Below are 13,145 nucleotides of genomic sequence, written 5' to 3' on the forward strand. Positions count from 1 at the left end.
GGACGTCCCTGCCCGCCAGCGCCGGACGCCCGCCCACCGGCGCGGACCCAAGCCAGGCCGACGCCGCACTGCCGACCGGGGCCAGCGGGCAGCCGGCGGGCAGGGACGTCCCGTGAGCCGGGTCGCGGTGTACGGCGCCACCGGGTTCATCGGCACCGCCTGCGCGCACGCCCTGCGCCACGCCGGGCACGACGTGGTCGCGCGCACGGCCCGCCGGCTGTGGGTCGCCCCCGAGGACCTGGCCGGCTCGCCGGCGGCGGGCCACCGGCCGTTCCTGGACGAGGTGCGCGCCGAGCTCGACGGCGTCGACGCGGTCGTGAACGCCGCGGGCCTGGCGACCTCCGCCGCGAGCCGCACCCCCGCCCTGGTCGGGGCCAACGCCGCCTGGCCCCGGCTGCTCGCGGACGCGTGCGAACGGGCCCGGGTGCCTCGCCTCGTGCACGTCAGCACCGCCGCGGTGCAGGGCCGGGCGCCGCGGCTCGACGAGAGCCTCGACTACGCGCCGGTGACCCCGTACGCGCGCGCGAAGGTGCTCGGCGAGCAGCTGCTGCGCGACGCCGCCGCCCGGGGCACCGTCGCGACGACCGTGTACCGCCCGCCGTCGGTGCACGGTCCGGGCCGGCGGATGACCAGCGACTTCGCCGCGTTCTGCCGCCGCTTCCCGCTGGTGACCTGCGCGGACGGCAGCCAGCCCGTGCCGGTGGCACTGGTCGGCAACGTCGGCGCCGCGCTCGCCGAGATCGTCACGGCGGACGACGCCCCGCTCGTCGTCTCCCACCCCTACGAGGGGCACACGGTGCGCACGCTCTACGAGACGTTCGCGCCGGGGCGGCCCCTGCGCTGCCTGCCCGCCGCCGCCGTGGGCGCGTTGCTGCGGGCCGCGGAGCCGACCGGAAGCTGGCTGCCGCCGCTGGGCGCGCTGTGCCGGCGGGCGGAGCTGATGCTGCTCGGCCAGGCGCAGGCGCCGGGCTGGCTCGCCGCGCGCGGCTTCCGGCTGCCGTTGGGACAGGCCGCGTGGGACGAGCTCGCCACCGGGCTGCGCGGCCCGGTTCCGCGTCCTCGCGCGGCCCGCGGACCGTGCGACACACGCGACGACACCTACCGATCACCCCGTTAGGTAATCGACTCACTACCATCTGACGTCTTGTCTGATGCCGACGGCTGGAGGTCGCGCTTCATGTCCCACCCTCCCAGCCGCCGCCGCGTCCTGGTCCTCACCCACTACTTCCCACCGGAGATCGGCGCCCCGCAGGCCCGGCTCTCGGAGACCGCGCGGGCCTGGGCGTCCGCCGGCCTGCACGTCACCGTGCTCACCGGCCTGCCGAACCACCCCACCGGCGTGATCCCGCCCGCGTACCGCGGCGCCTGGCTGCGCACCGAACGGGTGGACGGCTACCGCGTGCTGCGCACCTGGCTGTACGCCACGCCGAACGAGGGGGTGGTGCGCAGGACCCTGTCGCACCTGTCGTTCATGGTTACCAGCGTCACGCTCGGCGGCTGGCGGACGGGGCCGTGCGACGTGGTGATGGTGTCCTCGCCGACGTTCTTCCCGCTCGGCTCGGCGTGGCTGCTCGCCCGGCTGCGGCGGGCCCGGCTGATCGTGGAGGTCCGCGACCTGTGGCCGGCGATCTTCGAGCAGCTCGGCGTCCTCACCGACCGACGGGTGCTCGGCGTCCTCGAACGCCTCGAGCTCGCCGCCTACCGCGCAGCCGATGCCGTCGTCACCGTCACCGAGGGGTTCCGCGACGACATCGTCCGCCGCGGCATCCCGGCCGGCAAGGTGCACGTCATCCGCAACGGCGTCGACCTCACCCGGTTCCGTCCCGGCACCCGCCCGCCCGCGGGCATCCGGGCTCGGCTCGGCGCGGGGGACGGCGAGATCCTCGTCCTCTACATCGGTGCCCACGGCATCTCGCACGGCCTGACCTCGATCGCCGACGCGGCGGCGCGGCTCGCGGCACCCCAGCCCACGTCCCCGACCGCGACGTCCCCGACCGCGACGGGTCGCAACACGGCGGATCGCAACACGGCGGGCATGACCTCGGAGGCGCCGACGTCCCAGCCGGTGCGGTTCGCCTTCGTCGGCGAGGGTGCGCAGAAGCGGCGCCTCGCCGACCACGTCCGCGGCCTCGGGCTGACGAACACGGTGCTGCACGACGGCGTGCCCCGCGAGCAGGTGCCGGGGGTCGTGGCCGCCGCGGACATCTGCGTGGTGCCGCTGCGCGACGTGCCGATGTTCGACACGTTCATCCCGTCGAAGATGTTCGAGCTGCTGGCCGCCGGACGGCCGGTGATCGGCACGGTGCGCGGCGAGGCCGCGCGGATCCTGATGGCGGCCGGGCAGGCCGTCGTCCCGCCCGAGGATCCCGACGCACTCGCCCGGGAGGTCGCCCGCCTCGCCGCCGACCCCGACCGGCGCGCGCGGATGGCCCGGGACGGCAGGGCGTACGTCGAGCGCCACTTCGACCGCGACGCGCTCGCCCGGGACTACCAGGACCTGCTGTTCGCCCCGCCGATCCCACCACCGCCCACCCCGACGGCCGAGCACGGCGACCCGCCGCGTTCCCACCCGGCGCCGGTCGGCGGGGTGCCCGCGCAACGCGGCCTTCTGGGTGGTGGCACCTCGCACCGCACGCCGGCGGACGCGGGAACCGGCGCCGCCGGACCGGAGGCGAACGCGTGAGGATCCTTGTCACCGGCGGCAGCGGCTTCGTCGGGCGCCGGGCGGTGCGCCACGCCGTCGACGCCGGCCACGAGGTGGTCGGCGTCGCCCGCGCCGAGCCCGCCGCCGCCACACTGCGCGGCCTCGGCGCCCGGCCCGTCGTCGGCGACCTCGACGACCCGCCGGGGCTCGCCACCGCCTTCGCCGCCGCCGAGGCCGACGTCCTGCTCAACATCGCCTCGCTCGGCTTCGGCCACATCGACGCCATCCTCGCGGCGACGCGAGCCGCCGGCCTGCGCCGCGCGGTCTTCGTGTCGACGACCGGCATCTTCACCGCGCTCGACCCGCCGTCCAAGCGGGTGCGCATCGCCGCCGAGCGCGCCATCGAGGCCAGCGGGCTCGACTGGACGATCATCCGCCCCACGATGATCTACGGCGGTCCCGACGACCGCAACATGGCCCGGCTGCTCGCCCTGGTGCGCCGCACCCCCGTGCTGCCGCTTCCCGGCGGCGGCCGACTGCACCAGCCCGTCCACGTCGACGACCTCGCCGCCACCCTGCTGCGAGCCCTCGACGCGGGCGCCGCCATCGGCCGGGCCTACGACGTCGCCGGACCGGTGCCGCTGCCGTTTCGGGACGTCGTCGCCGCCGCCGGGACCGCCACCGGACGGCGTGTGCGCTGCCTGCCGGTCCCCGTCCGCCCGGTGCTCGCCCTCGCCGGCGGCTACGAACGCCACGCCCGCCGGCCGCGGCTGAAGGCCGAACAGATCGCCCGGCTCGCCGAGGACAAGGCGTTCGACATCGCGCCGGCGCGCCGCGACCTCGGCCACCGGCCACGCCCGTTCGACGCCGGCCTCGCCGACCTGGCGACCGCGACCGGCACCCGCGGCGACCCTCCGGCGCCCGCGGCGTCGCGGCGTCGCGCCGCCACCGCGCCGGGCCGCCTGATCGCCCAGGTGCGCGCCGTCGAGGCCGTGGCCGGACGGCCGGTGGCGGTGCGCTTCGCCGTCGCCCTCGTTCGGCACGCACCTCGGATCGCCCGTACCGGCTGCCTGGACGCGGCCGACCGCGCCCTGTCCGACGAGACCCTCGACCTGCGCCCGCTGCCCGGTGTGCGGGTGCGCGTGCCCGGGCGGCTGTTCGGCGCCGCGCGCGAGGTGTACTGCCGCGGAGCCTTCCACGCGCTGCCGGGGTTCGTCCCCGCCGCCGGCCAGGTCGTCGTCGACCTCGGGGCCGGCGAGGGCCTGTACACGATACTGGCCGCGCGGGCCGGCGCGGACGTCATCGCCGTCGAGGCGCGCCGCGACCGCGCCGACGCGCTCGCCGGCCACATCGCCGACAACGGCATCGAACGCCAGGTCCAGGTCCTGCACGCGGTGGTGCACCCGGTGGGCCGCACCCGCGTCGGGGCCGACCGGCTCAGCGTGCCCGAGATCCTCGCCGCCGGCGGCGTCGACCAGGTGGACCTGCTGCGGATCGACCTCGGCGCCGGAGCATCCGCCCTGTTCGGCGATCTCCGCTGGCTTCGCGCCGTCGACCGCCTGGTGCTGCGGATACACCCCGCCCGTGAGGGTGGCGGAAGCATCGCCGACAGCCGCGACATCGGCGGCGGCGACCACACCGTCGGCGGCGACGACACCGGCCGCGGCGAGGGCGACACCGGCGGCGAGGGCGACGGCGACCAGGACGCAGGGACGCTGGCCGCGCGGCTGCGGGCGCTCGCGTTCGAGGTGACGGTTCTCGACGAGGACCTGCGTCGGGTGGCCAACCCCGCAGCCGCGACCACCGGCTATCTCTACGCCGGCCGGCGCTGCCCCGCGCCCGCCCCGAACGCCACCTGGACCGTCCCTCCGCCCGCCGACGCGTCCGTGCGGCCCGGCCCGCCGGCACCGCCCAGCGAGCAGGCACCGCCCAGCGAGCGGCCGGACCGTCCGGCCGTACCGACGGCGCGGACCGCCCCGACGGCGACGCGCGGCGCCGGCAGGCCTGTGTGAGCCGCGGTGACGGCGAGCAGGTCGGCCGCTACCTGCGCACCGTCCGGCAGCTGCGGGCGGGCCAGGTCGTCGCCCGCGGCCGGCTGCGCACCCAGCGGGCCGTGCTGCGCGCGCGGCCCGGCCTCACCGCCGCGATGCTGCGCGGGCGTCCCGTCGCCGGGCGCTGGCCGATCGGCCTGGTTCCCCTCGACGGTCGCTGTCCCGCGCCCCGCGACACCGTCGAGCGACTCGCCGACGGGCGTCTCACCCTCCTCGGCCACACCCGAGACCTGGCCAGGCGCCCCGGGCAGCCGGCCGCGGCCGACCCGTCCCGGTGGGACTGGGAACAGGCCGACGCCCCGCTGCTGTGGCGCTATCACCTGCACTACTGGGACTGGGCCTGGGCGCTGACCGCCGAGGGCGACCAGCGCCGCGACGCACCCGGCGGCAGCGAGGCGGACCGCGCGCTGTTCGCCCGGGTCTACGCCGGCTGGCGCACCGCCGCCCCGGTCGGGCAGGGCGTGGCCTGGGCGCCGTACGTCGCGTCGCTGCGGGCCTGGACGCTGTGCGCGCTGGCGCCGGTACTGGCCTGCGCTCCGCCGATCCGCGACACGCTGCGCGCCGATCTCGGCACCCACCGGGCGTTCCTGCGCGCCCATCTGGAGACCGACGTCGGCGGAAACCATCTCGTGAAGAACATCAAGGCCCTCATCGGGCTGGCCGCGGCCGACGGCGACCGGCGGGGGCTGGAGCACTGGGCGGGCGCGCTGGTCCGCCAGACCCGCCGGCAGGTGCTCGCCGACGGCGGCCACCATGAGCGGGCGCCGGCCTACCACTGCCAGGTACTCGCCGACCTAGACGACGTCGCCGGGCTGCTCGACGCCGCGGGTCACCGGGTGCCGGCGGAACTGACCGCCGCGATCGACCGGATGCGGTCCTGGCTCGGCTCCGTCCTCGGGCCGGACGGCACCGTGCCGCTGCTCAACGACGGCTTCCCCGTGCCTGACGCCCTGGTCCGCCGGCTGCTGCCCCCCATCCCGGCCCAGCCCGCCGTCCTGACCCCGCCCGCCGGACCGACACCGCCCGCCGAGCCGACACCGCCCGCCGAGCCGGCACTGCCCGCGGGCCCGACATCGCCCGCCGGTCCTGGGCCCGGACCCGTCGGCGCCGGGCCCGGTGCGACGAGCGGCACGCTGCTGGCGGACAGTGGGCTCGCGGCCCTCGCCACGGGACGCTGGCACGTGCTCGCCGACGTCGGGCCGCCATGCCCCGACGACCTGCCGGCCCACGCGCACGCCGACACCCTCAGCTTCCTGCTCTGGTGGGACGGCGATCCGCTGCTCGTCGACACGGCGACGTCCACCTACGCTCCCGGCACCCGTCGCGACCACGAGCGGGGCACCACCGCCCACTCGACGATCACGGTGGATGACGCCGACTCCACCGAGGTGTGGGGCGCCTTCCGCGCCGGGCGCCGCGCCCGGCCGACCCTGGTCGCGCTGCGCGCCCACAGCGCGGCCCTGACGCTGACCGCCGCCCACGACGGCTTTCGCCATCTGCCCGGCGCACCCCGCCACCAGCGGCGCTGGCACCTGGACCCGGGCGGCCTCACCCTCGAGGACCGCATCGACGGGAGCCGCCGGCACCGCCTGGCGATGCGGTTCCACTTCGCGCCCGGGGTGACCCTGGCCGCCACCGCACCCACCGCGACGGCCGGCGCATTGACGATCACCACGGCCACCGGGCGGCGTCTGATGCTGCATACCGATGGCGCCGGCGACGGCAGGTGGCGGGTACGGGACACGCCGCGCGCCGTCGGCTGGGAACGCACCGTGTCCGCGCCCACCGCCGAGCTGCGCCTCGTCGCCCGGCTGCCCGTCGTCCTGCACACCCGCCTCGGCCTGGGACATCGGCCCTCACCGGACCGGACCACCGGCATGACCGAGTCGCGCGCCGGTCAGGTGCCGGCGGCGGGCAGCTGAACCGGGGCGGACTGGCGGGGCACCAGGCCGGCGCCGTACCCGGGCCCCGGCCGCGGCGGGACCGGCCGCTCCCGGAACCACGCCACCGTGCGGGCCAGGCCGTCGGCCAGCTCGACCCGCGGCTGCCAGTCGAGCAGCTCCCGGGCCACGGTGACGTCCGGGCGGCGCACGCTGGGGTCGTCTGGGGGGCGCGGGACGAAGGTGATCGGCGCCGTCCCGCCGCACAGCCGCACAACCAGCCGGGCGAGCTCCAGCATGGTCAGCTCGTGCGGGTTGCCGAGGTTCACCGGGCCCGGGTGCTCGCGGGACATCATCCGGACCAGCCCGTCGACCAGATCGTCGACGTGGCACAACGAGCGGGTCTGTGAGCCGTCGCCGGCCACCGTCACCGGGCGGTCGGCCAGTGCCTGGGTCACGAACGTGGGCACGGCCCGGCCGTCGTCGGCCCGCATCCGCGGCCCGTAGGTGTTGAAGATGCGCACGATGCCGGTGCGGGTGCCGTGGGTGGCGCGGTGGGCGGTGGTCAGCGCCTCGGCGAACCGTTTGGCCTCGTCGTACATGCTGCGCGGCCCGACCGGGTTGACATGGCCCCAGTACTGCTCGGCCTGGGGGTGGACCTGCGGGTCGCCGTAGACCTCGGAGGTGGAGGCGAGCACGAACCGGGCGCCCTTGCGGCGGGCGAGGTCGAGCAGCCGCCCGGTGCCGACGGATCCCACCGCCAGCGTCTCCAGCGGCAGGGCGCGGTAGTCGACCGGGGAGGCCGGCGACGCCAGGTGCAGGACCGCGTCGACCGGGCCCGCGATGTCGAGCGGGCCGGTCACGTCCCGGCGCAGCAGGCGGAACGCGCCGTGGGCGCGCAGGGGATCGACGTTGCCGGGCCGGCCGGTGAGGAAGTTGTCGACGCAGACGACCTCGGCGCCGTCCGCCAGCAGCCGCTCGCAGAGGTGACTGCCGACGAACCCCGCTCCGCCGGCGACGACAACACGCATGGCGATCCCCCTAGCCTGTCGCGAAGGCCCTGTCCTGGCACGACGGGCACCTGGCACCGGTCCGGCGCGACGGGCCGCCGGCGGCGCCGGCCCGCGGGAGCCGGCCGCCGGGCTCGCCACCCGCGTCGCCGACCCGTCGTCAGAGGCACTACATCTATCACGGACAGCGACAATCTTCTCGGTAGTCGCCGCGATTTCCCGCCACCCCCGCGACACATATCTACTGTGCGTTGAAGAATGAATACGCATGGTGAATACTGGCCGACCGGGTGGCCCGATCGGGCGGTCGCCCACGCGCGGATCCGGCGGTCCCCGAGGAGGCATGTCGCACCCATGGCGCCCTCCTCCGCCGCGCGCACGGTCCCACGCCCAGGCCCACGTTCGGGCCCAGGCCCCGATCGTCCCTCGTCCGCGCGCCGCGGCACCGTCTGCCGCGATCCCGCGATCCCGCGGCACCGCCCGACGCCCGACGACCCCTCTCGTCCGGCAGTCCCACTCCCGCCAGGAGCGACGATGACCACGGCCACACCCCGGCAGAACCTGCCCGACACCACCGCGCGCTACCTCGACCTGCTCCGCTCGACGCTGACCTTCTCCCTGTGGGACGGCGGCGACGGCAACATCTGGGAACCGCACGGCAGCGCCCGGCGGATCGTGGCCAGAACCATCCAGCGCCGCGGCATGGAGATCGTCCGGCGGACCCCGCCGGAGGTACGCGGCGACGGCCGGGACTGGCCGCGGCTCGCGCACACCATGACCGGTGAGCGGCGGATGCGCAACCTGCAGGAATGCGTCGAGCAGGTATTGCGCGACGACGTCCCCGGCGACCTGATCGAGACCGGGGTGTGGCGGGGCGGCGCCTGCATCCTCATGCGCGGCGTGCTCGCCGCCTACGGCGCCACCGACCGGACCGTGTGGGTCGCCGACTCGTTCGCCGGCCTGCCCGCCCCCGACCCGCGGTACGCGGCCGACGCGAACGACCGCCACCACGAGCAGACGGCGCTGGCCGTCTCCGTCGACCAGGTACGCGACAACTTCCGCCGCTACGGGCTGCTCGACGAGCAGGTCCGCTTCCTGCCCGGCTGGTTCCGTGACACGCTGCCGGACGCGCCGATCGAGAGCCTCGCCGTGCTGCGCCTGGACGGCGACATGTACGAGAGCACGATCGAGGCACTGGAGGCCCTGTACGCGCGGCTGTCGCCGGGCGGCTTCTGCATCGTCGACGACTACGGCGCGGTGCCCGGCTGCCGGGCCGCCGTCGACGACTACCGGGCCGCGAACGGCATCCGCGAACCGATCATCGACGTCGACTGGACGGGCGTCTACTGGCGGCGCGACGGCGCGCCGGGCCGGTCATGAGCCACCAGGACCGGCCCGGCCCGTGGACGGTGCTGATGGTCTGCACCGGCAACCTGTGCCGCTCGCCGCTGGCCGAGTACCTCGCCGCCGCCCACTTCCCGCCGGGCGCCGCGCGCCGGCCGCTGATCCGCAGCGCCGGCGTGCTCGCCCACCCGGACGAGCCGATGCACCCGCACGCCGCGGCGCTGCTGCGGGCCCGCGGCACGGAGCCCGACGCGTTTCGTAGCCGGCGGCTGACGAAGGAGCTGGTCGACGGCAGCGACCTGGTGCTGTGCGCGACCCGCCAGCACCGCTCGACGGTCGTCGGCCTCGTCCCGCGGGCGCTGCGCCGGACCTACACCATGCGCGAGTTCGGTCGGCTGACCTCCGCGGTCCGCCTCGCCGACCTGCCGACCGGCCAGGTCCGCCCGGCCGGGGAGTTCCTCACCGCGGCGGCCTGGCGCGCCCGGGCCGCGGGCCGGGTGGTCCCGGTGGCGGTCGACGACCTGACCGACCCGATCGAGGAGGGCCGGGCGGGGTTCGAGACATGCGCCGCGGTGATCAACGACGCGCTGTCGGGCCCGATGTCGCTGCTCGCGCGGGCCTGCCAGGCGTGGCGGGCGGTCCCGCGGCCACGCCAGCCCCTGGACCGCGGCCCGGGCGCCACCGGCCACACCGACGTCGCCGGCCACACGGACCTCGCCGGCCATACTGACGTCGCCGGCCATACTGACGTCGTCAGCCACGCTGCCGGGCCCGACGGCGGGCAGGCGTCGGGCTGATGAGGATCCTCGTCGCCTGGACGCGGCCGCCGTCCGGGCCGTCAGCACGGATCGGTAGCCGCCGGTCAGGACGCGGCGCGGTCGGTCGGCACGTGGTACCCGGCCGCCCACCGGGACGCCCCTCCCCCAGCCGGGACCCCGGCTCCCGCCGGCACACCCAGCCCAGACACGCCCAGCCCCGGCGACACGCCCAGGCCCGCAGATCTGCCCCCATTCGTAGGAACCGTCTGCGGGACCGGTGGCACCCGATGCACCGCGGGCACCGGCAGCACCGACCACTCCGAGACGTAGGACCGAGGAAGGGCGGTCACCCCGCCTACCGAACCCACGGTTACGGCGGGCTGCGGGGCGGGTGGCGGCATCGCGGGGGGCGTCGACACGGTCGGTGGTGTCGCGGGCGCGGACCGCGGGCCGCCACCCGGCGCGGCATGCACCGCGACGAGCTCGCCCGCCGGTGTGATGGCGGCCGGCGACGATCGCAGGGCGACGCGCCCGGCCCACTCCCGCAGCCAGGCGACCACCCGGTCACCCGCCATCGGCCGGGCGACGAAGTACCCCTGTACCTCGTCGCACTGCCAGTCCGCGAGAGCCTGCCAGGAACGCTGGGTCTCCACCCCCTCGGCGACGATCCGCAGGCGCAGCGCGTGCGCGAGCGACACGGTGGACCGCACGATCTCGGCGGCCACCGGGTCACGGTCCAGGTCACGCAGGAACGTGCGGTCGAGCTTGACCTCGTCCGCCGGCAGGTCGCGCAGGTAGGTCAACGAGCAGAATCCCGTGCCGTAGTCGTCCAGGCTGACCCGTACCCCGAAGCGCCGCAGCCCGGCCAGCGTGTGCCGGGCCGCCTCGCGTGCCTCGACCAGGGTGTCCTCGGTCAGCTCCACGACGAGCGCCGCCGGCGGCAGCCCGTGGCGGGCCAGCGCGGCGCGCACCACGCCGACGAAGGCCCGGTCGACGATGACCGACGCCGGGACGTTCACCGAGACCGTCAGCGCCGCGCCACCGGCCCGCCAGCGCGCGCAGTCGGCCAGCGCCTGGTCGAGCACCTGAACCGTGAGCCGCGGCATGAGACCCGCCCGGTCGATCTCGGCCAGGAAGATCTCGGGCTGGCGGATGCCGTCCACCGGGTGCCGCCAGCGGACCAGCGCCTCGACCCCGTTGATGCGCCCGCTGCGCAGGTCGGCCTTCGGCTGGTAGGTCAGCTCGAGCTGGCCCTGGTCGAGCGCCTGGCGGACCTCGGCCCGCAGCAGCAGGCGGGCGCGGCTGACCGCGGGCGGCGCCGGGGCGTAGAGGGCCTGCCCGCAGCGGGAGCGCTTCGCCGTGTGCATGGCCTGCTCGGCGCGGCGCAGCAGCTCCTGGGGCGTCCGGCCGTGCCGGGGTGAGCAGGCGATCCCGATGCTCGCATCGGGCCGAACCGGCGTCGAACCGAGCAGGACGGGAGACTCGAGCGCCGCGTGCAGGTCGGCGGCGACCCTTCTGGCCCCGTCGGCGTCGGCTCCCCGCAGCAGGACAGCGAAGGCGTCCCCGTCGACCCGGGCGAGCAGCGCCGAGTCCGGCAGGGCGGCACGCAGCCGCCGGCCGACGGTGATGAGCAGACGGTCCCCCAGCTCGTGGCCGAGCGCGAGGTTGACGTCCCGCATGCCGTCGAGGTCGAGCACCAGCAGCGCCATGGGCGACACCGTCCGCATCCGGTGACCGCCGCCCAACAGCCGGCCGGCGGCCCACAGGAAGGGCTGGCGCTCGGGCAGACCGGTGAGCTCGTCGACGCCGGGGTATCGGCGCCGGGCATCGGTGCCGTGGCCGCGGCCATCGGCCGACCTGGCGCCGTCACCCATCAGGACGGCGGAGACCGAGGCGAGCACCGCGAGGGCGCACAGCATCCCGGCGCCGACGCTTCCGGCCGGCCCCCGGACCAACGCGCCACAACCGACACCGACCGTGAGGAGGACCGCGACGAGCCCGACCGCCACCACCCGCTGGCGGCTCACCGCACGCGCGTGATCGTGGACGAGGTCGCGATCGTGGGACGACGCGCCGTCAGCCGGTGGAGAGGCGACCCGCGCCGCCCCGGGCCGGCGGCCGGGCCCGGGGGCCGCACGGCAGGCCCGCGGGGCCCGCTCGCCACCGCCGCTGCCACGGCCCGACGGTCGCCGTCCTATCCGATCCCGCCATTTCATCGAATTCCCCCGAACGCGATCCCACAATGCCCTGCGCTTCGAACGACAGCCTGCCGGGGGCGGCGCAACGACACCACCCGCGCCTGGCGGAAGCGGTCACCCGCGGCGGCGCCGATCCCACGCTATACGAGCGTAACGCCGCTCAGTTCGCAGGGTATCCGATGCCCGACTTTCCCCCGCCATCGAGCCGACCCGCACACGACACCGAGCACATTCCGCCGCCATCTCGACCGGGTCAGCACGCGACCAATTCCCCAATCCACAGCTCAGACGACGGAGGAGCAGTCAATCCACCAGGGAGTATCGCGAAATCCCCGCCCATTAGTCACCTAGCGTCACCTGACTGATCGGCAGCACCCCCTCCACGGCAGGGAAGATCACGAACATCAACAGGGCCACGATCGCCAGCAGCAGCACGGCCGCGAGCCCCGGTCGCAGTCGCCGCGGGCCGGGCAGGTGCCGGTAGATCCAGGCGTACATCCGGTCACTCCTCCCGCAGCACCGGGGGCGGACCGGCGGACTTCGGCGTGGTGTCGACCAGCTCCCCGTACACGATCAGCCGGTGACTGGCAGAGAATTTGGGATGACAGGTTGTCAAGGTAATGAGCTCCTTGCTCGGCGCGGCGCCGGGGCGCTTCGGAACCGGATAGGTGACATCCAGCCGATTCGGGAGCACGATCTCGGATCCGGTCACCCGATAGGTGTAATAACGGTCCTGAACCTCGACCACGATAGGGTCGCCAACCTTTAGTTCATCCAAACGACTAAAAGGTTTCCCGTAGGTGGTGCGGTGCCCGGAAACGACGAAGTTGCCCAGCTGGCCGGGCATCGCCGTCCCCGGGATATGCCCCGGCCCACGGCGCAGGTCGGCGACTGAGACTCCCTGCACGACGACCGGCGCGTAGTCCCGGCCGAAGCGTGGCACCCGCAGGATCGCCACCCCGTCGCCGAGCGGCACGGGGGGCAGGGTCGGCAGCGGGTGGCCCACCGCGGGCGGGCGCGGCGCGACCGGCCTGCTCCACTGCTCGACGAGCTGGTGATGCAGACGGTCCTGGGTGCGCTCGGCGAACAGGTCGGTGACCCACAGCTGATAGGCGAGGAACAGCGCGACCAGGACGCCCGCGGTGATCAACAGCTCGCCGAGCCCCCGCGCGAGCCGGCCGGCGAGCAGCCTCCGGAAGCCGCGGGCGACCGCGCCGATGACCGTTCCGGTACAGAAGGTCGCCATGGCGACGGCGTAGG

The 13,145-nt window shown here is 75.7% G+C and carries 10 protein-coding genes; 6 read left to right on the forward strand and 4 right to left on the reverse strand.

Annotated elements, in window-relative coordinates:
• Positions 1–112: 112 nt before the first annotated feature.
• The 4 genes from C1A33_RS10125 to C1A33_RS10140 are packed head-to-tail and all read left to right on the forward strand — an operon-like array spanning position 113 to position 6,617.
• Entirely contained in the window at positions 113–1,117 is a 1,005-nt protein-coding gene (locus C1A33_RS10125) for an NAD-dependent epimerase/dehydratase family protein (protein ID WP_101831265.1), read from the forward strand.
• A 60-nt stretch (positions 1,118–1,177) separates the two neighbouring features.
• A complete protein-coding gene (locus C1A33_RS10130) occupies positions 1,178–2,683 on the forward strand; it encodes a glycosyltransferase family 4 protein (protein ID WP_101831266.1) in 1,506 nt (501 codons plus the stop codon).
• Positions 2,680–4,656: an NAD(P)H-binding protein gene (locus tag C1A33_RS10135; protein ID WP_101831267.1), complete on the forward strand. Its 1,977-nt coding sequence runs from the start codon at positions 2,680–2,682 to the stop codon at positions 4,654–4,656. The genes C1A33_RS10130 and C1A33_RS10135 overlap by 4 nt, the downstream gene beginning before the upstream one ends.
• On the forward strand, positions 4,653–6,617 hold the full coding sequence (locus C1A33_RS10140; RefSeq protein WP_101831268.1) for a heparinase II/III family protein: 1,965 nt from the start codon (positions 4,653–4,655) through the stop codon (positions 6,615–6,617). Before C1A33_RS10135 ends, C1A33_RS10140 begins: the two co-directional genes overlap by 4 nt.
• Here the strand turns inward: C1A33_RS10140 and C1A33_RS10145 are convergent.
• Positions 6,593–7,606 (reverse strand): UDP-glucuronic acid decarboxylase family protein, encoded by a 1,014-nt coding sequence (locus C1A33_RS10145; protein WP_101831269.1) that lies wholly within the window; start codon positions 7,604–7,606, stop codon positions 6,593–6,595. The genes C1A33_RS10140 and C1A33_RS10145 overlap by 25 nt on opposite strands.
• Positions 7,607–8,119: 513 nt before the next feature.
• Here C1A33_RS10145 and C1A33_RS10150 point away from each other — a divergent pair.
• Complete coding sequence (locus tag C1A33_RS10150) at positions 8,120–8,965, forward strand: TylF/MycF family methyltransferase (RefSeq protein WP_101831270.1); 846 nt, start codon at positions 8,120–8,122, stop codon at positions 8,963–8,965.
• On the forward strand, positions 8,962–9,726 hold the full coding sequence (locus tag C1A33_RS10155) for an arsenate reductase/protein-tyrosine-phosphatase family protein (protein WP_243407386.1): 765 nt from the start codon (positions 8,962–8,964) through the stop codon (positions 9,724–9,726). Before C1A33_RS10150 ends, C1A33_RS10155 begins: the two co-directional genes overlap by 4 nt.
• Positions 9,727–9,791: 65 nt before the next feature.
• Here the strand turns inward: C1A33_RS10155 and C1A33_RS10160 are convergent, their stop codons facing one another.
• The 3 genes from C1A33_RS10160 to C1A33_RS10165 form a co-directional block, all read right to left on the reverse strand.
• The gene (locus tag C1A33_RS10160; protein WP_243407387.1) at positions 9,792–11,714 is read right to left on the reverse strand and encodes a putative bifunctional diguanylate cyclase/phosphodiesterase; all 1,923 of its coding nucleotides are present in this window, start codon (positions 11,712–11,714) and stop codon (positions 9,792–9,794) included.
• 510 nt (positions 11,715–12,224) lie between these two features.
• The gene (locus C1A33_RS34755) at positions 12,225–12,383 is read right to left on the reverse strand and encodes a hypothetical protein (RefSeq protein ID WP_165818314.1); all 159 of its coding nucleotides are present in this window, start codon (positions 12,381–12,383) and stop codon (positions 12,225–12,227) included.
• A gap of 4 nt (positions 12,384–12,387) precedes the next feature.
• A partial coding sequence (locus tag C1A33_RS10165) for a class E sortase (protein WP_423748057.1) occupies positions 12,388–13,145 on the reverse strand: 758 nt, incomplete at its 5' end.

Source organism: Frankia canadensis (assembly GCF_900197875.1).
GTDB classification, from domain to species: Bacteria; Actinomycetota; Actinomycetes; order Frankiales; family Frankiaceae; genus Frankia; species Frankia canadensis.

What these genes read in the sequence shown, in the direction of transcription:
- C1A33_RS10130 (WP_101831266.1), top strand. Translation starts at nt 1,178, where the DNA reads ATGTCCCACCCTCCCAGCCGCCGCCGCGTCCTGGTCCTCACCCACTAC.
- C1A33_RS10145 (WP_101831269.1), bottom strand. Translation starts at nt 7,606, where the DNA reads ATGCGTGTTGTCGTCGCCGGCGGAGCGGGGTTCGTCGGCAGTCACCTC.
- C1A33_RS10150 (WP_101831270.1), top strand. Translation starts at nt 8,120, where the DNA reads ATGACCACGGCCACACCCCGGCAGAACCTGCCCGACACCACCGCGCGC.
- C1A33_RS10155 (WP_243407386.1), top strand. Translation starts at nt 8,962, where the DNA reads ATGAGCCACCAGGACCGGCCCGGCCCGTGGACGGTGCTGATGGTCTGC.
- C1A33_RS34755 (WP_165818314.1), bottom strand. Translation starts at nt 12,383, where the DNA reads ATGTACGCCTGGATCTACCGGCACCTGCCCGGCCCGCGGCGACTGCGA.